The sequence below is a fragment of the Paenibacillus sp. LS-5 genome, assembly GCF_056121505.1.
On record NZ_JBWAVA010000002.1, the window covers coordinates 65,828 to 89,746 of the forward strand.

Consider the following 23,919-nt stretch of genomic DNA (forward strand, 5'->3'; position numbering starts at 1 on the left):
ATGAAAATTCGATTAATACTGTCCGTGCTGCTCTTGACGTTGTCGGGCTGTACGTTTCATAGCCCGGAAGAAAGTCTGCCGCCAGCCTCCCCGGACAGCACAGCACCTCATTTCGACGTTAAGTCAGGCAAATATGAACCTCTTGTAGATCTGTATACAGTAGGCTCCGTGAATCCCAATCTGACCTTTAAAAAAGGCGAGAGTCTTGAGCATAACGTACATACGATCTGGGCCGAGAACCGGCTTGGCATCCGCATCCGTTATCTGTGGACCATTTCCGGGACCTCCGAGAACTATGCCAACAAGCTGAGGCTTGAGCTGGCTAAAGGCAACATGCCCGATGTTGTAACGACACGGGACGCTGACATCATCCAGGAACTGATTGGCTCAGGGCAATTCATGGAAGTTGGCAGTTTATTCGAGCAGTATGCCTCCGGGGTGTGGAAAAAGGCCGTAGCCGAGGACCCCTCGGCTTGGGATCCCTTCGTGCGGGACGGGCATAAGTATGCAATTCCTATCATGGATTACGAATATAACTCGGACCCGCTGCTCTGGATCCGCCAGGATTGGTTGGACAAGCTTCATCTGAGTGCACCGCGGACACTGGGCGAACTGGAACAGGTCATGGATGCCTTCGCCAACCGGGACCCTGACGGCAACGGTGTTAAGGACACATACGGTCTTGCGGTCGGTTTCCGTAACGGCCCCAATACCTGGATGGGTGACAGCAGTTGGATCTTTGGCGCGTTCGGCATAATTCCTGAGCAGTGGAACCGCCGGAGCGACGGAACACTGGAATATGGTTCCGTGCAGCCAGGTGCACGAAAGGCTGTAGCACTGATGAAGCATTGGGTGCAGCAAGGATACCTGTCCACCGACAGTGCGTGGCTTGATGAAGAGGGCGCGGCCAATCTGTTCGTCTCCGGCAAATCCGGCATTATCGCCGGTCCGTATTGGATGCGCGGCTGGCCCTTGTCCATCCTGACCGATAAAGATCCGCAGGCGATTGTCAAGCCTATCGCTATCCCTTCCGGACCGGAGGGTATCGCCATGAGAAGAGGAACATTGCCTGTCAACGGCGCTATTCTGATCAACAAGAAAATGAAGCATCCCGAAATCTTTTTTACCTACCAGAATTATTTATTTGATTATTACGCTACCTCAACCGGTGAATTCTCCAACGGCCTTGCGGAGGGGTATGATTGGGCAATGGTCGGCGGTAAGCCGTCTATTGCACCCTCCGCTTTACCACTAGGCGGCATCCGGGTCGCCTCCTACACGCTAACCTTCGATGGAGCGAGAATTCCCTCCAAGGTCGTCAAGGAAATTCCGCAGGACATCGCCCCAGTGCTGCTTGGCCAGAAGGGGGCTTCCCGCAAGGAGCAGTTCACGGGACCGCCAACCGCAACGATGAAAAGGGGCGGCGAACTTCTGAAGAAGCTGGAACAAAAAAGCTTTCAAAAAATTATCTTCGCGGACAGCGGCATCCGGGAGTTTGACGAATTTGTCGACAAATGGAAAACCTACGGGGGACTAACCGAAACTTCGGAGGTCAATACCTGGGACCGTAGCCGCCGGTGAGTGCCGCAGGGACAAGAAACCGCCTTGAACAAGGCGGTTTCTTGTCGGAGTAACGCCGGAACTTCCTACTTGCCCGACGATGGGTCCGGAGTATAACGTAACTCTTCATAGTAAGCATGGAGCGGGACCTTGCCGTCAAATGGCTCCAGCCAGGAATCCACGCCTATCCCGTTCCAGAGATTCATCATTATGCGGCCCGGGGTTGCGGGAATATTCTCGGTGGCCGTGTGAACAGGGTGGCCATCGATATACCAGGTAATAGAATCCTTCTTCCAGTCAAAGCCGTACCAGTGAAATTCCTGTGAGGCGTCAAAGTCGAGGTCGATCACCTGCTCGTGCTCCCCTACACCGTCGGTGAAGTAATTCAACTGTACCTGCCGTGTGTTCTTGCCCAAAAATTCAATGTCAATTTCGTCCCAAGGCTCGCCTTCCGAGGGACCGGTATAAGTGAAGAAAGAAGAGACTACACCGGGATGGGCAGCCGGCTTCATCTGGATTTCATACCGGCCATAGCTATACTTGTTCAGCGAGCGGTATTCAGCGCCGTCGAAATTTCCGGGAGACGGACTGGTGAGCGACAGGGTCAAGAGACCGTTACCAGCGAAGGAGATATTTCCCTCACGCCAGGTACAGTTGAACATGTCTCCGTTGGAGTAGCCATCTGTTTTCTTCCATAACTCCGTGTTAAACGCGGTAAAAGAATCCTTTATCACTCCATCCCCGGAGCTGGATACTGAACTGTAAGCCCATATGCCCCACACAGCAGCCGACAGGGCCGCGACCGCTGCGGACAATTTGATTAACCTGCTGCGACTCAATACGGTTCCTCCTGTATTATTGTCTTGCTATTATCGTACTGAAAGCCGGCTCAAGCTGCCATACCAATGTGTCAATCCGAATAACAAATTCTGAAGATAAGGGATTTCCAATCGAAGCAAAAGAACCCCGGCAGACGCGATCCGCGCAGCTGCCGGGGCAGAGCACCCGCTTTTAGTTGCTTGTATATTTCGACCAATCATAATAAGCGTACAGCGGATTGGCTCCGTTATAGGAGCCGAGCCAGGAATCGACACCTGTACCGTTCCACAGGTTCATCATAATTTTACCGGCATGGGAGGGGATATTGCTGGTTGCCGTATGCTTCAAGACACCGTCCACATACCATTTAATATAGCCTGACTGCCAGTCGAAGGCGTACGTATGATAACCTTGGGAAGCATCAAAACCCAGATCGACGATCTTTTCATGTCCGCCGGTGCCGTTAGTATAATAATTGAACTGAACTTTGGTGGTGTCTTTACCCAGAAATTCAATATCTATTTCATCCCAAGGAGTTCCGTCAGAAGGCCCGGTATAGGTGAAAAAGGAGGAGACAATTCCGCTGTTCTTAGCTGGCATCATGCTGACCTCATATTTTCCGTAGCCATACTTGTTAGTAGACCGGTATTCTGCCCCGTCAAATTTATTGTAACTTGAACTGGTGAGTGCAAGGCGAAGCTGTCCTCCGCTGGTAAACGAAATATTGTTAGCGCGCCAGGTGCAGTTAAACATACCGCCATTAGAATAGCCGTCGGCTTTTTGCCAGGTTGCGGAATTGAAGTAGGTTAGCGGTTCATAAAAGACAGTAGCCGCCGATGCAGACGGAGCACCCGCCAGCAATCCGGCAAGCAGCAAAGTTAGACCTGCACCGCAAAATTTGCTCAACTTTTTCATATAAAAACATCCCTCCTCGAAATGAAAGCGTTTTACATGTAAATTGTAACCAATGCCGATTCAGGCCACCATACCAACTTCTGAAGCGGGATAACAAAAAAGCAATTTTTGTTGGGCAACAAGAGTATTTTGCCATCCTCACACACATACTGATATCGTATGCCTGTCTTTGGCTGAATACGATCAGGAGGGTTAACATGGAGCAATGGTCCCAAAGTAAATGGTTCCGCCGGATGATCGGAGTACTGCTTGCCTTGATCATATTATATTTTGTGTGGCTCCTCCGTCCGATGCTGATGGGAGTTTTCGTCTTTCTCAAGGCCATCCTTGCTCCATTTCTGGCAGCTATGATTATCTCATATGTGTTGAATCCCGTAGTGAGTATGCTCGCCGGGAGAAAAATGCCGCGCAGTGTTGCCGTACTACTCATCTATGCCGTATTCCTGACCTCGCTCGCTGTCATTGCCATTAATCTGATTCCTATGTTCATCGAGCAGCTTGAAGAATTGAACGAGCATCTGCCCGAGATGACTCTGCATGCACAGGGGCTCATGCGTAATATGAATACCAGACTGATTCCTCCTGGTGTCGAGATGGGCATGAACAACTGGTTTTTTCAGCTGGAAAATCGTCTGGCGGCAGGGATCTCCCATTTTCTCGATAATATTGGTACTACCATTGGTCTACTGTTCAATGCGTTTATCGTACCTTTTCTGGTTTTCTACATTCTTAAGGATTTCGATGTATTTGAACGGACCGTTGTTGCTTGTCTGCCACGCTCGCGCCGCAAGTCCATGGTGAAGCTGCTTAAAGATATTGACGATGCGCTCGGTAATTATATCCGGGGCCAGTTTTTGGTCTGCCTGATTATAGGGGTACTGGCGTACATCGGCTATGCGATTATCGGCATGCCCTATGCGCTACTGTTTGCTTGTGTGGTGGCGGTGTTCAATATCGTTCCATACATGGGCCCGTTTCTCGGTGCAGCGCCCGCGATTGTTATGGCTTCGACCCTCTCATTTCGCCTTGTGCTGCTCGTAGCAGTGGTTAACACCCTGTGCCAGATGCTGGAGAGCAACGTCATTTCGCCCCAAGTGGTTGGACGGCGGCTGCATCTGCACCCGCTACTGATTATTTTTGCGCTGTTGGTGGGTGGTGAAGTCGCCGGGATGATTGGTCTGATCCTGGCGGTACCGGTTTTTGCAGCCGGTAAAGTAGTGATTCAGCATTTTCTAGCGTATTATATACGGCGTAAGCCGGTGTAGGAACCTGTAAGAACGAACGTGAGACAATTACGTAAAGCCGGGGAATGGTGCTGGGTTAAGGGCCGTCTGGCGCCGATTAGGGGAAATCATTGACTGTACCTGCTTCTTTTGTATATAATGTGGTGAATATTACTGATTAACTATCAGTAAGCATAGCAGTGCGATGAAGAGGATCATTAATTCGTGAGACCGTTATTGCAGAGAGCCGGCGCAGGGTGCGAGCCGGTTAACGGAGAAGAATGAACTCACCTCGGAGTAACGGCGTTAAGCCGCAGGAGCCGTAAGCAGAAGCTTAAAGTCCGCGTGTGAACCGTCGTCGATTCACCCCCGTTACAGGGTGTCAAAGTGAGTGGCAGGTAAAGCATATCCAGCCGCTAACTAGGGTGGTACCACGGGAATTCAAACCTCTCGTCCCTAGCGATAATACGCTAGGGATGGGAGGTTTTTTTGCGAATATAAGGATGTATAGGTATCACACTATAAATCATCCTTATATTTCTCGCTGAAATGGATACCTTCCTTAAAGGACGGCGAAGCCGTTTCCACTTGGGTATTGGGACCATGTTTAGCGGAACAGCGAATTCTGAGCGGATTCTTGGACTTTGCTGCCCGGCAGACCAAATGAGTGGATTTATTAAAGTTACAGGGAAACGGAACGGAGAAAAATTTTGGAGCTGGAGCAACGTCAGTGGCCGCCTGAAAGCTTTCCGCAGGAAAGCTCACATCGGAAGCATACGCTATTCTCGGATTTCTACCTCGAAGCGCAGTTCAAATCAAGAAATCCGATTATAACAGCGGGCGGAAGCCCAAAACTTTTTTGTAGTGGAGTTCATTCCCTGAATTTTTTAAGCGCAGCAGTTTTAACAAGATAAGCAACACTCCAAGGAGGAGCATACAATGAGCGATAATAAAGCAGCAAGCACAACAACCCCTACAGGCTACCGTGCCCAGGTCATTGAGCCGAAATGGCAGAAGTTCTGGGATGAGAACAAGACATTCAAGACCGTTGAAGAGGCAAACAAACCGAAATTCTACGCGCTGGATATGTTCCCGTATCCTTCAGGCGCAGGGCTGCACGTAGGCCATCCGGAAGGCTACACGGCGACGGACATTGTCTCCCGCTACAAACGGATGCGCGGCTACAATGTGCTGCACCCGATGGGCTGGGATGCCTTCGGACTTCCGGCTGAACAGTATGCGATGGATACCGGTCAACATCCCCGCGAGATCACAGTAAAGAACATTGATAATTTCCGCCGACAGATCAAATCGCTGGGTTTCTCCTATGACTGGGACCGTGAGATCAGTACAACCGATCCGGAGTATTACAAATGGACACAGTGGATTTTCATCCAGCTGTACAACCGAGGTTTGGCCTATGTGGCAGAGGTATCGGTCAACTGGTGTGAAGCACTGGGGACGGTTCTGGCCAACGAAGAAGTCATCGACGGAAAAAGCGAGCGCGGCGGCCATCCAGTGGTCCGCAGACCGATGCGCCAGTGGATTCTGAAAATCACCGAATATGCTGAACGCCTGCTTGAGGATCTGGAAGAGCTGGACTGGGAAGAAAGCATCAAGGATATGCAGCGCAACTGGATTGGAAAGTCTACTGGAGCTGAAGTGATTTTTGCGATTGAAGGTCATGATGCCAGCCTGGAGGTGTTCACTACCCGTCCCGACACCTTGTTCGGTGCAAGCTACTGTGTACTGGCTCCGGAGCATAAGCTGGTTGATCTCATTACGACAGAAGAACAGAAGGCCGCTGTAGCAGAATACCGCGACAAGGCTTCACGCAAAAGTGACCTGGAACGTACGGATCTGGCCAAGGAGAAATCCGGTGTCTTCACGGGTGCTTATGCCGTCAATCCGGTGAACGGTGCACAGGTACCGATCTGGATCGCTGATTATGTGCTTGCCGGTTATGGCACGGGAGCGATAATGGCGGTGCCGGGACATGATACCCGCGACTGGGAATTCGCCAAGCAGTTTGGTCTGAAGATAATCGAAGTGGTGCAGGGCGGCATTGTCGAAGAAGAGGCTTACAGCGGAGACGGACCCCATGTGAATTCCGACTTCCTGAACGGTCTGGACAATAAACAAGCTATTGAGAAGATGATCACCTGGCTCGAAGAAAAAGGCAGCGGCAAAGGCAAAGTAACCTACCGCCTGCGCGACTGGCTGTTCAGCCGTCAACGCTATTGGGGCGAGCCGATTCCGATTCTGCACCTCGAAGACGGCACAATGAAGACTGTCCCTGTAGATCAGCTGCCGCTGCTGTTGCCTGAAGTCGATTCCATCCGCCCTTCAGGCACAGGAGAATCCCCGCTGGCCAATGTGACAGAATGGGTCGAAACGATTGATCCGGAGACCGGCATGAAGGCACGCCGTGAGACGAACACTATGCCGCAATGGGCCGGTAGCTGCTGGTACTATCTGCGTTACATTGATCCTCGGAACGATCAGGAGCTGTGTTCAGCGGAGAAGCAGAAGGAATGGCTTCCTGTTGACCTGTACATCGGCGGTGCCGAGCATGCGGTACTCCATCTGCTGTACGCACGCTTCTGGCATAAGGTTCTGTACGACATCGGTGTGGTGGATACGAAGGAACCATTCCATAAGCTGGTGAATCAAGGCATGATTCTGGGCAATAACAATGAGAAGATGAGCAAGTCACGCGGCAATGTTATTAACCCGGATGAAATTGTGGAAGCTTATGGCGCGGATACCCTGCGTGTCTATGAAATGTTCATGGGGCCGCTGGAAGCGACGAAACCATGGAATGAAAAAGGTGTGGAAGGTATCCACCGCTTCCTGTCCCGTGTATGGCGCCTGTTCGTGAATGAAGACGGCAGTCTCAGCACCAAAGTTACCGCAGACGGTGGCAGCGATGAGTTCAAACGGACCTGGCACAAGACAATCAAGAAGGTCACGGAGGACTTCGAACATCTGCGCTTCAATACGGCGATCAGCCAACTGATGATTTTTATTAACGATGCTTATAAACAGGAGACCTTGTCCACCGAAGCAGCAGAGCATTTCGTACAGATGCTGTCGCCGCTTGCTCCGCATATCGCAGAGGAACTGTGGCAGCTGCTGGGTCATGAAGGCAGCGTCAGCTATGTGGATTGGCCGGCTTATGATGAAGCGCTGACTGTAGATGCCGAAGTGGAAATCGTTGTTCAGGTGAATGGTAAAATCGTACAGCGCGCACTGATCCCGCAGGATATGGGTCAGGAAGATATGCAGAACCATGCGCTGTCCCTTCCAAATGTGAAGGCAGCCGTCGAGGGTAAAGCGGTACGCAAGATCATCGCGGTTCCCGGCAAGCTGGTTAATATAGTAGTGGGTTAAGCGAAGAACGCAATTCTGCCCGCAGCAACGGAGTCATCCGTGCTGCGGGCTTTGTTGTTTGAAGCATCCGAATACCAGTTTCCTGCCCCGAGGAGGAACTCTAGTGGTCGAGCGGACCTTGAACGATGTCGCCCTGACCGAATAATGTATCCAGCTTTTCGACATCTTCATTATATTTATCATGTGTTGTGAGGATCAGCTGCTCAAAGACCCCTTCCAGACTGGTCCGCAAATGGTTCAGAGCTTCCGCTGTAATGCCGCCGCGCACGGCGACCCGCTCCTGCAGCTCCTGTGGAGTGAAATTGCCTTCGGTCAGCAGTCTGCCTGTACCCAGCAGCATTTCGCCAGCGAGCCGGCCCAGCAGGATTTCATCTATGCCTGTGGTCTTAACAGCTGCTTCAATCCACCGCTCAATGAAATAACTGATGAACGCAGGACCGCAGCTGGAGAAGTCAGAGGCGATCCTTGTATGCTTTTCCTGGATTTCCAGTGGAACCCCTATGAAAGACAGCAGTTCAAGCAGTATGAGCCGATCTTTTTTATTTAGCCTGCTGCCGAATATGCAAAGCGAAGTTCCGCTTTTGGCACAGTGGGTAATGCTGGGGATGACTTTGGCTATTTTGGACGGAAGTGCGGATTCCAGATGGTATAGCATCACTGGACTGGTGATGGATACAACCATCTGTTCGCTCCGTAAGGAAGAAGAGATCTCATCTGTCAGGGATTTGAATTCCAGCGGTTTGACACAGAGGAAGACGATATCGCTTCCGGCTGCAGTCTCCCTGTTGCTGCCGATGAAAATGCCCGGATGGCGATTTTGAAGCTGCAGAAGACTGTTCGGACTGCGGTTGCTGGCCAGCACATCACATGGCTCAAGCGCACCCGAAGACAGGAAGGCGTCAATAAGCAGACTGCCCATGCTGCCCGTTCCGATAAATCCCACCTTCATCTAGGGTACCCTCCTTTCTGTATGGCTATGGCCTTGCAGGAATACTCTTCGTTAAATGTATGCACTGGAGTCTTGGACAAATGACAGGTTTCAACTGCATTTAATAAATATACGCTAGGATTGTTTTCACACCCTAAATCACACGTTTCAGAGGAGGAGAGGGATATGAATAAAAAAGGTATAGCATCTATATTCGCAGCCGCACTGCTTGGCGGTGGATTGGTATGGGCAGCGGACCGCGAAAAGAATCATGGAATTGCCGGCTGGGAGACGCTGAACGCCAGTATGGCGCAGTCGTTGGGTGCAGCGGATGAGCCGGGTTCAGCAGTGGCTGACAGGGTCAAAGGTACGGAGGTTAGCAAAGATATAGAGGGTGAACAGAAAAAGGGCGGGAAAGCGGATGCCGTAGTACTAGGAGAAGCGGCAGGGGGTGCGGGGGCAGGAGGAAATCCGGCAACCGGGGGCGAAGTGGCAGAATCTAATGTCACCGCAGGAGCGGGAGCTTCCGGTACAACTGGAAGTGGAAGCAACCCGGCAACCATCGGGATCAGCGGAACCAGCATATCAGCGAGCGGGGCAGCAGTGACAGCAGCAGCAGACGAAGCAAATCTCTCAGGAAGCACAGCGACTTCGCCGGCCACAGAGCAGTCTTCCGCGAAAGGCACCATTAACGTTAACACAGCGGATGCTGCTGCCCTAATGAATCTGCCTGGCATCGGGGAGAAGAAAGCACAGGCGATTATAGAATACCGCAGCAGCAAGGGGGCTTTTCATAGCTTGACGGATCTGGGCGGGGTGAAGGGGATTGGGCCAAAAATGCTGGAAAAGCTGAAGCCACTGGTAGGCTTTTAAGTCTTATCTGTTGTCCTAGTGAAAAACCGCCGCAATATGCTACAATAATGAACAACTATTAAAGAGAAAGTGGAGATTGCTGATGACGGTAGCCTACCGCAAAAATTGGGATACTTACTTCATGGATATTGCCTGTATGGTCTCCACACGCTCACGTTGCTCCCGGCGGCACGTCGGGGCAGTGCTGGTGCAGGGCAAGAAGCTGCTCGGCACGGCGTATAATGGCGCCCCGATGGGTGTGCCGGATTGTTCTGAAGCAGGCTGTATGGTCTCAGAGCAATATGAACGCGAAGTGGTTGACGGTGTGGAGAAGATGGTGATGAAGCAGCGCTGCATCCGCACTATTCATGCCGAGCAGAACCTGCTGCTGTTCACGGACCGGAGCGACCGGGAGGGCAGCACTGTCTATGTAACGGATGAACCCTGCTGGACCTGCGCCAATATGCTGGCCAACAGTGGAATTGTGGAGATTGTCTATCTGCGTCCTTACCGTAAAGACATGGAGAAAGTGGAGGCCATGCTGGGCTCCAAGGGAATCATCTTCCGGCAACTGGAGAATTATGAGCCGCCCAAGGAAACGATGATCACCGTATCGGAATAGCCGTCAAGCGGCGTTTGACCAAAATAAGAATAAGCATCAGGGGAGGAACCTCTGTACACGCGGTTTTTGCGTATGCAGGGGTTCTTTTTGCTGTATCCATAGAGTTGCGGTCGGCTTCCCGGCTGGGAGAAATAAGAACGTACAAATACGAGGAGGATTATGGATGAAAAAAAGGCCGCTGTTAAGCTTCACGGTGTGCTGGGTTACTGGCATCGCGGCGGGCAACTTGTTCTCCGGATATGAGCTGCTTATGTATATAGCCGGTTGCCTGCTGCTGCTTGCAATCTGTGCGGCCGGTTGGAGGAGCGGCTGGAAAACCGCAGTTATTCTGGGGCTATCGCTGGTTGCGGCTGCCTTCTACTGGGAGTGGAACGAAGGGAGAAATATCAGTCTGCTCCCTGGGGCACTGGAACAATCTGTGGAAGAGCTGAATGAATCCTATGTAAGCGCAGAAGGGTTAATCGTCTCCCCCGTGGAGCGGGATGGGGACCGCGTGAGTTTTACTATGAGGCTATCACGGATGGGACTTGGCGGAAACGGCATGGAGTCGGCAGCATTAGCTGTAGGTTCGGAAGAGAAAAAACCGGGAGATGTCGGGAAAAAGGAAGAAAAACTGGAACAAGGAGAAGGTGCGGCAGGCGAACGGATCGCTGTGCAAATCAAGCTTCAGGCTGAGCCGGAAGTCGCCGTGGCTGCAGGATGGAAGAGAGGGGACAAAGTGGCCGTTCAGGGGGAATTGGAGCAGCCGGGGGAGGCACGGAACTTCGGCGGCTTTGATTACCGCGTGTATTTGCGGACGCAGAAAATCCATTGGCTGCTCAAGGGGGAAGGTACGGCGAGTGTACATGCTGTACCTCCTGATTCCTGGCATCCTGCCAGCATTCTGCGCTGGAGCGATGCGTTACGCACTGCCCTTGGAGCAGAAATGGACCGCCTTTTTCAGGAGCCGCATGCGGGATATATGAAAGGCCTGGTCCTTGGCATCCAGGATGATTTGGATGAAGATACTTTCAAGCAATTCTCGCAGCTGGGGCTGACGCATATTCTGGCGATCTCCGGGATGCATGTCGCGGTGTATGTTGGCGTGATCCTATTCATACTTAGACGCTGCCGCCTGACCAGGGAAACAGCCCTCACTCTCACTATACTAGTTGTGCCTGTGTATGTGCTGTTGTCAGGGGCCGGGCCATCGATTGTCCGGGCTGGAATCATGAGTATGATCGCCCTGCTCGCTGCCCGGTTCAGCATGCTGAAGGACGGGTTGAATATTCTCGCGGCTTCAGCGCTGATCATGCTGGTCTGGAATCCGTATTTGCTGCTGAGCGTAAGCTTTCAGCTTTCTTTTCTCGTGACAGCAGGACTAATGATCTATGTTCCTCTGGTGAACCCGCTGCTCCGAAGGCTGCCCCGCTGGCTGGGAGGTGCCGTCTCGGTTACGCTGATTGCACAGCTGGTATCTTTTCCGCTGACCATCTATTACTTCAACCAGTTTTCACTGCTCTCCTTCGCTGCTAATTTGGTGTTTGTCCCTTTTATAACATTCTTGGTGCTGCCGCTGGGAACACTTGCGCTGCTGCTTGGCGGGATATGGGGTGCGGCTGCTGGTGTAACCGCGTATGTTGCGGAACTGCTGAATGATGCTACGTTTCGTGCAGTGGAGTGGACTAATGGATGGTCCGGGGGTGTAACGATCTGGAGTTCGCCTTCGTTGCTGTGGATAGGGATGTATTATAGTCTCCTCTATGGTGTGCTCTACACTATGCGTCTGCGTACGGAAGTATTTCTGGCTCCACAGGTTATGGAGGACGAGACAAAGCCGCTGGCTGCGCTGGACCGGCCGGCTGATGACACAGGGAGAAGACCTGGAGGGATATGGAGCGGAGCTGGGAATAGCGCGCGGCCACTGCACTTTCAGGTACAAGGTTCCTTGCTCTCTAGTGGAAGGGTTGTCTTAATCGGTATAGCTGCAATGGTTCTGCTGCTGTATAGGGGCTATCATTCAGAGCACCTGAACGGTGCCGGGCGGATCAGCTTTCTCGATGTTGGACAAGGTGACAGTATTCTGATCACCACTCCGGGCGGCGCTCATATTCTGGTGGATGGCGGGGGCAACGTCAGCTTTGGCAAAAAGGAAGCATGGCGCCTCCGGCGCAGCCCGTTTGAGGTCGGAGCCAAAACACTGCTGCCGCTTCTGAAGCAGCGGGGCATTCACCAGCTGGACGCCATCATTCTGACTCATGGTGACCAGGACCATGCAGGAGGACTCCAGGCGGTGCTGGAGGGTCTGCCCGTCTCGGCGCTGCTGTTCAATGGAACACTCGCCAAAGGGGAGGCTTACAGTAAGCTGATGAATACAGCGCTTGCAGCGGGTGTTCGGCTGTACCCGGTGCAGCAGGGGCAGGTGCTTGCTCCGGATAACAGGACGGAGCTGATGTTCCTTTGGCCATCCCCGCATAAGGCGGGGGTGGCTCTGCTCCCGGAGGTGGAGGAACAGAATCACGAATCGGTGGCTTTCCGGCTGCAGATGAACGGCCGGAGCTTTCTTTTTACAGGGGATATGGATAAGGCTGCGGAGGATGCGATTCTGCAGGACGGCAAAGAAGCTGGGATTGGAAACGGCGGGCCGATAGATGTTCTGAAGGTGGCTCATCATGGCAGCAAAACCGCAAGCGGCGCAGCCTGGCTGAAGTTCTGGAATCCCGGCGCCGCTGTCATTTCCGCAGGAGTCAATAATCTTTATGGACATCCGAATGGTGACGTGTTGCAGCGTCTGTCTGACAGCAGCACAGCTATATACCGCACCGATCTGCAGGGTGAGATCCAGATGGAGATCCGGCCGGAGGGGATCACAGTGCGCCATAAGCTGAAGACTGAGATTCCATGAGCTCCATTGCAACCGTGAAGTCACAGGTGCTCACAGGAACCATTACGACGGAGAAGAAAGAACGGCCTGCTAAGAATCATTATGGTTCAATTGCGATAGATACCAATGAGGACTATTTCGTGGCCCATTATGAAGTTAAAGGGGAGCAGCGTACGGTAGAGATCACTGAAGCAACAGGTAAGCAGTTGTATTATGATTGGGTGTATGAGGAATATGACCAGAAGATCAAGCCGTCTGCAATTCCTAATCAATAGTAGAGGAACAACTTTTGATAATGATTACTAGATAATTTACTAAAAAAAAGCTATACTTTCTGAGTAAGTTAGAAAGTATGGCTTTTTATATATATGACTTTATAGGATAAGTGTTTTCTATATAGAGTGGAGCGGAATAGATGAAGAAGCTGACGATTGAAGATGTTGCCCAGAAGGCGGGAGTATCCAAGAGTACGGTCTCGCAATTTCTGAATAAACGGTTTAAGTATATGAGTGAAGCGACCAAAAACCGCATTGCCGATGTAATCGAGGAGCTGAATTATCAGCCCAATGGCCTCGCACGCAGCCTGAAGCAGAACCGTACACATATGGTTGGCATTATTGTGGCGAATATCGATTATTCGCTGTCGATCCAGTGCATCCGTGCGATCGAGAATGAGCTGCAGCGACATGGCATTCAGGTGATTATTTGCAACAGCGATGAGAATGCAGATAAAGAGAACACGCATGTAGAAGCGCTTGTTGCCCGCCAGGTGGACGGGTTGATTATTTTTCCGACCGGAGATCAGCCCGCTCCCTATACCCGGCTAATCGAAGCGGAGTACCCGCTTGTATTCATGGACCGGCTGGTAGAAGGGATCACGACCCAGAGCCTGCTGCTCGACAACGAAATGGCCGTCAAAACAGCCATCAAAGAGCTGATCGGGAAGGGGCATGAGAATATCGCCATCCTGTCGCTCCCGCTGGGAGAGCATGCGATCACCCCCCGTAAAGAGCGGATGAGCGGCTACAGAAAAGCTATGGAGGAAGCTGGGCTCAAGATGAATGATGAATACGTGCGCAGTGTGCCAAGAGAGGCCATCGCTTCCGCGCTGGATGAACTGTTAAGCCTGCCGCAGCCGCCGACTGCGCTGCTTGCAGCCAACGATCTGGTGCTGGGGGAGATCCTGAAATATGCGAACCGTCATTCCATCGCAATTCCTAGCCAATTATCGGTGATTGGGATTGATGACGCCGAATTTGCCCGGATCTACAATCCGGCCATCACCACCATCCGGCAGCCTGCCTACGAGATGGGGATGCAAGCCGCCAAAATCATGCTTTCTCTGATTGAGGATCAAGGAGACGCCATGCCGATCACGTACCGGTTCCCTCCAGCGCTGCAGCTGGGGCAATCGGTCCAGCCTCCACAATCAACGAAGTAAAACGTTTTGTTCATTAAGCTTTGGCTTCGCCTAGCAAAAAGCCCTCCACCGTCTGGCAAAGACGGTGGAGGGCTTTTATAGTATGAACTGTTCATCGGAGTGGGTATGCATGGAGAGTGTAGTACACCTCTGACAACAGCCTGCTTACACGCCTGCCTTCATAAACTTTTCCAGCCCGTCGCGGGTAGGCAGTCCGTCCATGTCTCCGGGCGACATTACAGCGAGTGCGCCGATCGCGTTGCCGCGTTTTACGGCTTCGGCTACGGTCAGTTTTTCCAGCATAGCGCTGATTACACCGACTGCGAAGCCGTCTCCGGCGCCTACAGTATCAACAACCGTTTCTACCTTGAAGCCGTCGACATAACCCTCTTCACCGGCAGCAGTTCTGTAATAAGCACCTTCAGGTCCGAGCTTAATGACCACCAGCGACACACCGTGCTCCAGGTAATAGCCGGCAATTTCTTCTGGAGTCTCAAGGCCCGTAAGGGTTTTGCCTTCGCTGAGGCCTGGCAGGAACCAGTCGCATCGTGTTGCCAGATCGTTAATGGTGTTCACCATAGTGTCTTTGTCCGGCCAGAGGGTAGGGCGCAGATTCGGGTCGAGGGACACCGTTTTTCCGCTGTTCTTCATAAATTCCATGGCATGCAGGGAAAATTCATGGCAGGTCTTCGACAATGCTGAAGAGATGCTGGTAACATGCAAATGTCCAGCGGAAGCGAAATAAGACTCATCAAAGTCTGTGAGGCTCAGCTTGGAGGCTGCGGAATTTTTACGGAAGTATTCAACCTTGGGATCTCCGGTCAGCACCTTGGATTTGATCAGCATACCGGTTGGAAATTCTTTGGTGTACGTGATGCTGGCGGTGTCAATCTGCTCTTTGTTCAGCGCACCGACTATAAATTGACCGAAGTTGTCCTCGCCAAGTTTCGTTACATAACCCGTTTTGTGCTTAAGACGTGATAATCCGGTAGCCACATTGCTCTCAGCGCCGGCTAATGCCTTGGAAAAAGAAGTAACCTCGTGCAGTGGGCCCACCTCATTGGCATAAAACATAGCCATCGGCTCTCCGAATGTAACTGCATCCAGCTGTTTGCTCATGAATAGTTCCTCCTCGGGGCAAGCTCACAACCCCTGTATAAATGATTTGTAATTTGAAATTATCATATAAATCGGTTTTCTACAATAAGACTCCCCTCATTCCATAGAAAATATTTAACGCTTTTATATGGGGTGGATTAAATAAATCCTTGTTATATAAGGGTAATTTTAATTATTCAGAAGATTTTACGTTCTGTTCACATAAAAATATATTGACGGCAGAAGACATTGTTATTACTATTTTCTTATAAGGTTTTAGCTTATGGTTAGTAAATTAGATAAATTAGTTTATCTAAAATAATATTCTTAATTCCAAGGATTGAACCAAGAAAGGGAGTTTATGATGAAGAAGATAAAAGTATTGCAGAACATCACATCCGTTGGCGTAGTAGCTGTTATCCGTGCCGACAATGCCGACAATGCTTTTAAAATGTCCGCAGCCTGTATCGAAGGTGGACTGAATAACATTGAAGTTACCTTTACAACTCCGGATGCCGACGTAGCGATCAAACGCCTGGTAGCCGAATATGGAAGCCGTGCCGTCATCGGTGCTGGTACGGTACTTGATCCGCTTACGGCAAGAATCGCTATTCTGGCAGGTTCTGAATTTGTAGTGAGTCCTTCTTTTGAAGAAGAAACCGCCAAAATGTGTAATCTCTACGGAATCCCTTATATGCCAGGCTGCATGACTCTCAATGAAATGAAAGAAGCGCTGAAGCTGGGCGTAGATGTATTGAAGTTGTTCCCTGGCAGCGCCTTCGGACCGGATTATGTCAAAGCCGTCAAAGGACCCATGCCACATGTCAACATTATGCCTACCGGTGGTGTAGACCTGAATAACATGGAGAAATGGATTTCGAACGGCTGCATCGCTGTAGGCATCGGCGGTAACCTGACTGCTCCGGCCAAGGAAGGCCGCTACGATCAGATCACTGAGCTTGCCGCCAAGTATGTGGCGAAGTTCAAGGAAATTAAGGGCGCGTAAATTCCCACCCAGATATAACAACGTTATAACGCTTTATTTTTACAACAGCCGGTGTGCGCCTTGAGAAGGGTACAGCCGGCTGTTGTGCGTTTTTTCTGGTTTCATTTTTGTTACAATCTTTCTATAAAAGAGTATTTGAATGATTGAAGCTTCCCCTGTATGCTTAGTAAGGATTATGGATACCGAAAAAATCATTATAGGCTTGCAACAAATCCGCAGTCTTGCGCGTCAGTAAGATTGCATAGAGAGGGGGAACCTTCGTGGTGGAGCAGGGACTCATCAGAGCCGCTCAAGCGGGCGATCGCGACGCTCTAATCACCCTATTGCGAGAAATTGAAGGGCATGTGTATAAGACGGCCTTCTACATTCTGCATAATGAACAGGATGCTTTGGATGCTTCACAGGAGGCGCTTATCCGCGTGTATACCAAAATCGGTTCTTACGAGGAAAAAGCCCAGTTCAAAACGTGGGTACAGCGGATCGTGACCAACATATGTATTGATAAGTTCAGAAGAACGAAACCTACGGTTTCCATGGATGAACATGAAATGGTGTTTCCAGATACACATAATGTGGAGCGGGAAGTGTTGTCCGGCTATCTGGCGGAGGATATACGGGAAGCGATTGATCAGCTTCCGGAACATCACCGTACAGTAATCGTACTGCGGTATTTGCAGGATTTCTCCTACAACGAGATTGCAGATTCGCTGGACCTGCCCTTGAACACAGTGAAATCGTATCTGTTCCGGGCTAGGCAGCAATTACAGAATAGACTTCAGGAGTATCAGAAAGGGGGTGTATCAGGATGAAATGCGCGGAGGTGATGGAATGGATGCACCGCTATCTGGATCATGACTTGAGCCAAGATGAAATTATAGAAATGTTCCGTCATATCGATAATTGCCCTTCGTGCGCGGATGTCTTTGACCGTCTGAGTGTGCTCTCCCAGCAACTTGAGCAGCTGCCGGATGTGAAACCACCTTTCAGTCTGGTTGATTCGATCTTGCCGCAACTTGACAAGCTGGATCAAGGTGTCCAGGAACCAACCATGAAAAGTATAGATGAATCCAAGGTTGTTCCGTTCACACGTAAAAACTCCCGTGGCAAATTCTTTAAAGGATCTTCCATGGCAGCACGGACAGGTATTGGCGCGGCTGCGGCGGCAGTGATACTGCTTATCGCTATTTTTAACATGCCTGATAGTATGCCTGCAGCAGATATGGATATGGCACTCAATAAGGCTGCAGATACAAACGCTGGACAGACTATGCAAAAAACGGATGAGGCTACAGCGTCTGGACCGGTTGCAGCACAGGACGGCAGCACAGATCGTGCGGCAGGGATTACGGAACAGAACAACCGTACCTTTTCAGCTGCCGAGAACAATCCTGGAGTTGCTGAAGAAATAGTGACTCCGTCTGCAGTGGCGACTCCGGATTCCCCGGCAGTGGCACCTGATCCAACCAAAGAGCCGGCATCCTTAAAGCGGCAGATCACGGTAGAGCCTGATACTACTACGGCTACACCAGGAGTACAGGATATGAGGATAAGCAGTTCTGATCCGGATACCAGCAGCGGGGACAACGCTCAGGAGAGTGCGCCAGAAAGCAAAGCCGGAGCGGATAATCCTGAAAGTGAATCCAAGAAGCTTCCTTCATCGGAAGAAGCCGGGGTGATGAGTTTGTTGCCGGCACTGGTTGCACCCTCGCCATGGACATCACCGGATGGACGTTTTGATGCTGAGCTTGCTGGCCAGCAGCTTGTACTCTATTCCATACCAGCAGGCACTGCCAGAGACGATTGGAAGGTACTGACCTCACTTCCCCTGGAAGGGGAATGGGTATCCGGCCAATGGTCGGAAGACAGCCGTGTATTCAATTATGTGACCCTACAGAACGGCAGTGAAATTACTAAGGCTTACACCATCCCGGATTCGGTAGTGTCTCCCACCCCATCCGGCTCACCTTTACCTTCTTCTTCTGCACCTGCGGCTACTCCGGACGCGGCAACGTCTACAAATTAATCGCAGAGTGGAACTTTTTACGCAGTATAGGAATATACTATAGTAAGAGGACAGGAGATACAGGATCGTGAGAACCATCGGTATGACCGCCGGCTGGAAAGTTTCTAGAGCTTTTCCTACCGTCGTTTATATAGATGCGCCGCGGAAACGGAGCAACTTTGGCCATGGCTGCCGGAGTTGCTCCGTTTTTGCGCAAATATATGAATTTATATTTTTCACGCTACATACAGAGTATGGCTGTTTCAGCGAAGCTGGTTCCGCTTGATGCCTATGTTTAAAGATTCTTTTTTGTTACAATAATCAGAGACTGAAATGGAAAAGGAAGTGGCGGGATGGATGCCAAAACGGCGGCCAAGGACATCAAACAAGGAAATGTTTCGCCACTCTACGTGCTGTACGGCAGCGAGAAGTTCCGGATGAATGAATTTGCGGCTTTTCTGGAGGAACACCTGATAGCCAAAGAGGACCGGGATTTTGCAGTTATTCCCTTTGATCTGTCCGAGACGCCGGTGCAGGCGGTTGTGGAGGAAGCAGAGACTGTGCCGTTTATGGTAGAACGGAAGCTCCTGCTGGTGCGTGATGCCTCCCTGTTCACCGCAGGAAAGGAAAATGCCAAGATCGAACATCGCGTAGAGGTTCTCACTGATTATTTACAGCATCCTACAGAATTCAGTGTGATCGTCTTTATGGTCAATAATGACAAACTGGATGAGCGCAAAAAAATCGTCAAGACGGTCAAGGCAGCAGGGACGGTGCTGGCCTTCAACCCGCTGGGTGCAGAGGAATTGCTGCGCTGGGTCGAGAAAGGCCTGCGTGACCGGGGCTGCGTGTCTGCACCGGGTGCCGCAGCAGCTCTCGTGGCAAATGCCGGAACAGGGCTGCAGGGGTTGTCGGCAGAGATGGACAAGCTAAGCCTGTTCGCAGGCAAGGGCGGGACCGTGGATACTGCAGCGATTGAGAGCTTAGTGCACCGGGGGACCGAACAGAACGTGTTCACACTGGTGGAGGATATTGCCAATCTGCGGCTGGATAAGGCGCTGAATACACTTTATGAGCTGCTGAAGCAGCGAGAAGAGCCGATCAAGATTGCGGCGCTGATTGCGCGGCAGTTCCGGATGATTTTGCAGGTGAAAGATTTGTCCGCCCAGAGTTACTCACAAGGCCAGATCGCTTCCCAGCTCGGGCTGCATCCGTATGCTGTCAAGCTTGCTGGTGAACAGGCGCATAAATTCGAGAGCCAGCGGCTGCGGCAGATTCTCAGCTTTCTGGCTGACCTCGACTACCAGATGAAGACAGGGGCCATCGACAAGGTGCTGGGCTTGGAGATGTTCATGTTACGGCTGGGAGCCTAACGGTGAACCTGGGGATTATAAGACTGCGAGTACAACGAAAGCCTGCTCCTTAGCGTAAGTACGCTAACGGGCAGGCTTTTGCTGAAACCTAAGACTTAAATATGCCAGATGCTATAAAGATCCTGCTATATCTCACTAGAGAACAAAAAAACCTAACCGTATGCAGCATAACGGTCAGGTTCTTATAGTGCTCATTATTAATGTCGCCCTTGGCTTAGGCTTGAGCCTGGAGAGCGTTCAATTTCTTCGCCAAGCGGGATTTTTTGCGGGCAGCCGCATTTTTATGAACCAGGCCTTTAGTTACAGCCTTGTCCAGCTTTTTGGAAGCAGCTTGGAAAGCAGCTTGAGCAGTTTCCACTTCAGTACCAGTCAGTGCTACATCAGCAGTTTTCACAGCTGTACGAAGCGCGGATTTCTGGGAAGCGTTCAGTGCACGGCGTTTTTCGGCCGTCTTGACGCGTTTTACCGCGGATTTGATATTTGGCATTGCATTCACCTCCTGAAAGACATTCGAAATCATCAAATGATTCACAACTTAAAATAGTTTAGCATGAGCGCTCATAAAATGCAAGACTAATGCTTTTAATTTAACCCTTTCCGGTTTGAATAAAGCAAGGCCTTCTCTCGCACACTATCACCAATATGAATAAGGAGGCTGAACTAATAATGGAACTGGATCTTCAGCTATATTCGGTACGCACAGATTTGGCGCTGGAAGCCAAAGAAATGGCTCAGGGACCGCAAAAATCGCCGATCCCCGGTGTGAACGAAGAGGTAGAAGAGGCGGACGGCATTAAGGTTACCCGTCTTGCCGTAGCGAATCAAGCGGGCTCGCAGGCTATTGGACGCGCTATAGGAAACTATGTGACGCTGGAGGTCCCGGCACTGCGCGGCGGAGATACCGGCCTGCAGCAGAAGGTATCCATGGTTTTTGCCAAGGAATTTGAACAGTTCATGGACAGAATCGGTATTGACCGCAACTCGTCGGTGCTGATTGTCGGCCTCGGCAACTGGAACGTAACTCCGGATTCACTCGGACCGCTCGTAGTAGAGAATGCGCTGATTACACGCCAGTTCTATGAGCTGGTTCCCGATCAAGTCGCCCCGGGTTACCGCAATGTGAGCGCAATAGCCCCTGGTGTGCTGGGGCTGACGGGTATTGAGTCAAGTGAAGTGGTTCAGGGAATCGTGGACCGTACCAAGCCCGACGTGATTATTGCGATAGATGCACTGGCATCCCGTTCACTGGAACGGATTAATACGACCATTCAAATTGCTGATATCGGTATCCATCCCGGCTCAGGGATTGGTAATAAACGGCGTGGGTTAACCAAGGAAATTCTCGGGATTCCCTGCATTGCGATCGGCGTTCCTACCGTCTGTTATGCTTCGACCATTGTGAACAATGTGCTGGAGATGATGAGCCGGCATTTTGGACAGGTTGGGGCAGGAGCAGCCCATACCAAAGAGATTATGGGGATGCTGGACGATATCTCTGAACAGGAAAGGCTGTCGCTCGTCAAAGAAGTGCTGGAACCGCTCGGGCATGATCTGATTGTTACGCCGAAGGAAATTGATGAGTTTATTGAAGAAATCGCCAACATTGTGGCCAGCGGACTGAACGCTGCGCTGCATGAGGCTGTGGATCCCGGTAATGTGGGAGCATACACCCACTAATACCTGTCCTGCGGTATGCCATGCCCGCCCAGTCTGCCTGCCGGCAAGCTGCGGCCGGGCTTTTTTTCATATAAACAGAAGCATGCTTCATTAAAGTGGGACTTGCAAGAGTGACAAGCTGAGCTGCCTTCTTCTCTCATTTCAGGTTCTAGCAATCCTCCTCTGCTCATAGATTGGGAGTATAAGAGATTACAGAGGGCTGGAGGAGGACATAACAATAATGAACAAAAAATGGTTTCAGCTATGGAATATCGGCCGGCTGCGCGGAAAGCTGCTGGACATTCTGTCGCTGGGGAGAACAATGCTGCTGCTGGCCGGAGGTTCACTTGTATTTTTCATGCTGCTTGGAGCCGGTGGATTGGCCGGACAGAAGCTGAACTCTTCACCCATTCCCTCAATGAAAGGGCTGGCTGCATCCTTATCGAGCGGATTTTTTATGGAACTGCTGGGGCTCGAGGTTCCGCACCTGCCGAAGGGTGAAGAGCCGTCTGCATTTTCGGGTAAGAACGTAACCTCTTTCGTCTTTCGGATGCTGACCAGTGTGGACCCCGGGGATCCGAAAAGCCTGATCTCGCGCGAGGTTCCAGGGCTGGCTGCGGATGATCCGTTCCTGCTGCGCCTGGGCTCTGGAGGGGCGAAGGATGCGCCTGCGGATTACCATCCGGGAACGGACGATCTGGCAGCCGCAGACTCCGGGGGAGAGGGTAACGGTGATACTGTAGGAGCAGAAACAGAGCCGGACGAAACAGAAGCAGGCGGAAAGGAACCTGCGCACAGCGACGGATCGGACGGGCCGGATGGCGAAGAAACGGATGCACCTAAGCCTACCGTGGCACCGGATTCAGAAGGCAGTAACGATAGTCAGTCTGTACCCGGCAGCAGCCAGGATACTTCGATCAAGCGGATCTTAATCTATCATTCCCATCCCCGCGAGGCATATAACCCGCTGCTGGGCGTACAAAGTGACAATCCTAGCTCTGCTATTCCTTCCAAAAATGTAATGCTGGTAGGATCATATATTGCCAAAAGACTGGAGCAGCGCGGAATTGGTACGGTTCATGTACAAGAAGATTACGCTACGAAGGTGCCGGACTACAATTGGAACTTTTCCTATAAATATTCAAGAATGACGGTCAAGGCCGTATTAGGCGCCAACCAGGAAATGAATGAAATGATCGATATCCACCGGGATTCGCAGCGGCATGGCAAAACGACTGCCGTCATTGACGGGAAAAGTTACGCCCAAGTGTATTTTATCCTCGGTCATGCGAATAAAGATTGGAAGAAGAACGAGGCGTTCGCCAACAAAATCCATCAATTGCTCGAAAAAGACTATCCTGGCGTTTCCCGCGGTATCTGGGGTAAGTCCTCCGGAAATGGCAATAATGGTGAGTATAATCAGACTCTTTCTCCGAATAGTGTATTAATAGAAGTCGGTGGAATCGACAATTCAGCAGATGAGTTGAAAAGAACGGCAGATATTTTGGCAGATGCTATCGCTGATGTGTACTGGAACAGCCACGACGCGGAAAAAGCCGCGGCACCGGTTCATAAATAGAAGGGAGTGCATGAAATGTCGCGGTTCGGCAAAAAACTGGTTATGGTCGGCATATCAGTGGGGATTGGTATATTGGCAGGCATGCAGTTCGGCAGCGGAGGAGGAACAAATACCTCTACAGTGTTGCCTGGCTGGAATGGTGCAACCGGGACAGCCGGGACAACCGGGACAGTCAACGCTGCTCCCTCTACCCGGAAGACTGGGGTGCAATCTGTCCCGGGCTCAAGTCTGGCGCAGGGAGGGCAAGCCTATGTGTATGTTCCTGTAGCAGTAGACCCGGTCACAGGTGCATACACGGTTGTTCCGGGGCAGTTGCAATCTGCTGGGGGATCTAACGCGGCTGCTAATCTGCCGCAGCAGGAGGCCCCCGATTACAGCAGTATGAGTCCTGAACAGATTCTTATACCTGAAGAACAGAAACCTACAGTAGACAAGCTTGCCGACAAAACTGCAGGGCTGCTGCAAGAAGCGTCGCAAAAGAGCATACGCTGGGTAGTGTCGCTGTTCGATTCCGCTGAAGAATAAGCTGCCACAGACTTTTTCTTCGGCCGTCCGGGGTGACGGGATTGATGGGCGAAGCGCGTACTGCTATAATAAGTGGATTAACATT

At 51.2% G+C, this 23,919-nt stretch carries 20 protein-coding genes and 1 other annotated feature; of the genes, 15 read left to right on the forward strand and 5 right to left on the reverse strand.

What is annotated here, in order from left to right; genetic code table 11:
• A complete protein-coding gene (locus tag AC0MA3_RS03620) occupies positions 1–1,581 on the forward strand; it encodes an extracellular solute-binding protein (RefSeq protein ID WP_474655208.1) in 1,581 nt (526 codons plus the stop codon).
• A 65-nt stretch (positions 1,582–1,646) separates the two neighbouring features.
• Here the strand turns inward: AC0MA3_RS03620 and bglS (AC0MA3_RS03625) are convergent, their stop codons facing one another.
• On the reverse strand, positions 1,647–2,354 hold the full coding sequence (gene bglS, locus AC0MA3_RS03625; RefSeq protein ID WP_474655432.1) for a beta-glucanase: 708 nt from the start codon (positions 2,352–2,354) through the stop codon (positions 1,647–1,649).
• A gap of 217 nt (positions 2,355–2,571) precedes the next feature.
• Positions 2,572–3,294: a beta-glucanase gene (gene bglS, locus AC0MA3_RS03630; protein ID WP_474655209.1), complete on the reverse strand. Its 723-nt coding sequence runs from the start codon at positions 3,292–3,294 to the stop codon at positions 2,572–2,574.
• Between the two features lie 197 nt (positions 3,295–3,491).
• Here bglS (AC0MA3_RS03630) and AC0MA3_RS03635 point away from each other — a divergent pair, with 197 nt between their 5' ends.
• Positions 3,492–4,559 carry an AI-2E family transporter gene (locus AC0MA3_RS03635; RefSeq protein ID WP_379161040.1) on the forward strand — a complete coding sequence of 356 codons (1,068 nt, stop codon included), beginning with the start codon at positions 3,492–3,494 and terminating at the stop codon, positions 4,557–4,559.
• 154 nt (positions 4,560–4,713) lie between these two features.
• Positions 4,714–4,978, forward strand: a binding site (T-box leader).
• Positions 4,979–5,456: 478 nt separating this feature from the next.
• Positions 5,457–7,910: a leucine--tRNA ligase gene (gene leuS, locus AC0MA3_RS03640; RefSeq protein WP_474655210.1), complete on the forward strand. Its 2,454-nt coding sequence runs from the start codon at positions 5,457–5,459 to the stop codon at positions 7,908–7,910.
• Between the two features lie 100 nt (positions 7,911–8,010).
• Here leuS and comER read toward each other — a convergent pair whose 3' ends face one another.
• Positions 8,011–8,859 (reverse strand): late competence protein ComER, encoded by an 849-nt coding sequence (comER, locus tag AC0MA3_RS03645; protein ID WP_474655211.1) that lies wholly within the window; start codon positions 8,857–8,859, stop codon positions 8,011–8,013.
• A gap of 165 nt (positions 8,860–9,024) precedes the next feature.
• Between comER and AC0MA3_RS03650 the strand changes: the two genes are divergently transcribed.
• The 5 genes from AC0MA3_RS03650 (at position 9,025) to AC0MA3_RS03670 (ending at position 14,616) form a co-directional block, all read left to right on the forward strand.
• On the forward strand, positions 9,025–9,711 hold the full coding sequence (locus AC0MA3_RS03650; protein ID WP_474655212.1) for a ComEA family DNA-binding protein: 687 nt from the start codon (positions 9,025–9,027) through the stop codon (positions 9,709–9,711).
• An 82-nt stretch (positions 9,712–9,793) separates the two neighbouring features.
• On the forward strand, positions 9,794–10,312 hold the full coding sequence (locus tag AC0MA3_RS03655; protein ID WP_379161048.1) for a deoxycytidylate deaminase: 519 nt from the start codon (positions 9,794–9,796) through the stop codon (positions 10,310–10,312).
• 163 nt (positions 10,313–10,475) lie between these two features.
• Complete coding sequence (locus AC0MA3_RS03660; RefSeq protein ID WP_474655213.1) at positions 10,476–13,196, forward strand: ComEC/Rec2 family competence protein; 2,721 nt, start codon at positions 10,476–10,478, stop codon at positions 13,194–13,196.
• Positions 13,193–13,450, forward strand: coding sequence for a hypothetical protein (locus tag AC0MA3_RS03665; RefSeq protein WP_474655214.1), 258 nt, complete (start codon positions 13,193–13,195; stop codon positions 13,448–13,450). The genes AC0MA3_RS03660 and AC0MA3_RS03665 overlap by 4 nt, the downstream gene beginning before the upstream one ends.
• A 140-nt stretch (positions 13,451–13,590) precedes the next feature.
• Entirely contained in the window at positions 13,591–14,616 is a 1,026-nt protein-coding gene (locus AC0MA3_RS03670) for a LacI family DNA-binding transcriptional regulator (RefSeq protein ID WP_474655215.1), read from the forward strand.
• A gap of 144 nt (positions 14,617–14,760) precedes the next feature.
• On the opposite strand, the gene AC0MA3_RS03675 is transcribed toward AC0MA3_RS03670, so the two are convergent.
• Positions 14,761–15,714, reverse strand: a complete 954-nt coding sequence (locus AC0MA3_RS03675) for a sugar kinase (protein ID WP_474655216.1) — start codon at positions 15,712–15,714, stop codon at positions 14,761–14,763.
• Between the two features lie 343 nt (positions 15,715–16,057).
• Between AC0MA3_RS03675 and AC0MA3_RS03680 the strand changes: the two genes are divergently transcribed.
• The 4 genes from AC0MA3_RS03680 (at position 16,058) to holA (ending at position 20,074) form a co-directional block, all read left to right on the forward strand.
• On the forward strand, positions 16,058–16,699 hold the full coding sequence (locus AC0MA3_RS03680) for a bifunctional 2-keto-4-hydroxyglutarate aldolase/2-keto-3-deoxy-6-phosphogluconate aldolase (protein WP_474655217.1): 642 nt from the start codon (positions 16,058–16,060) through the stop codon (positions 16,697–16,699).
• A gap of 260 nt (positions 16,700–16,959) precedes the next feature.
• Positions 16,960–17,508, forward strand: coding sequence for an RNA polymerase sigma factor (locus AC0MA3_RS03685; RefSeq protein WP_379161060.1), 549 nt, complete (start codon positions 16,960–16,962; stop codon positions 17,506–17,508).
• Positions 17,505–18,722, forward strand: coding sequence for an anti-sigma factor family protein (locus AC0MA3_RS03690; RefSeq protein ID WP_474655218.1), 1,218 nt, complete (start codon positions 17,505–17,507; stop codon positions 18,720–18,722). Before AC0MA3_RS03685 ends, AC0MA3_RS03690 begins: the two co-directional genes overlap by 4 nt.
• A gap of 332 nt (positions 18,723–19,054) precedes the next feature.
• Positions 19,055–20,074: a DNA polymerase III subunit delta gene (holA, locus tag AC0MA3_RS03695; RefSeq protein WP_379161064.1), complete on the forward strand. Its 1,020-nt coding sequence runs from the start codon at positions 19,055–19,057 to the stop codon at positions 20,072–20,074.
• A 214-nt stretch (positions 20,075–20,288) separates the two neighbouring features.
• Here the strand turns inward: holA and rpsT are convergent, their stop codons facing one another.
• A complete protein-coding gene (gene rpsT / locus AC0MA3_RS03700) occupies positions 20,289–20,561 on the reverse strand; it encodes a 30S ribosomal protein S20 (protein ID WP_379161066.1) in 273 nt (90 codons plus the stop codon).
• 179 nt (positions 20,562–20,740) lie between these two features.
• Here rpsT and gpr point away from each other — a divergent pair, with 179 nt between their 5' ends.
• From gpr to AC0MA3_RS03715, 3 genes are all read left to right on the forward strand, one after another.
• Positions 20,741–21,751, forward strand: coding sequence for a GPR endopeptidase (gene gpr / locus AC0MA3_RS03705; RefSeq protein WP_474655219.1), 1,011 nt, complete (start codon positions 20,741–20,743; stop codon positions 21,749–21,751).
• A 220-nt stretch (positions 21,752–21,971) separates the two neighbouring features.
• Entirely contained in the window at positions 21,972–23,309 is a 1,338-nt protein-coding gene (locus AC0MA3_RS03710; RefSeq protein WP_474655220.1) for a stage II sporulation protein P, read from the forward strand.
• Positions 23,310–23,324: 15 nt separating this feature from the next.
• The gene (locus AC0MA3_RS03715) at positions 23,325–23,834 is read left to right on the forward strand and encodes a hypothetical protein (RefSeq protein ID WP_379161072.1); all 510 of its coding nucleotides are present in this window, start codon (positions 23,325–23,327) and stop codon (positions 23,832–23,834) included.
• The last annotated feature ends 85 nt before the right edge of the window (positions 23,835–23,919 follow it).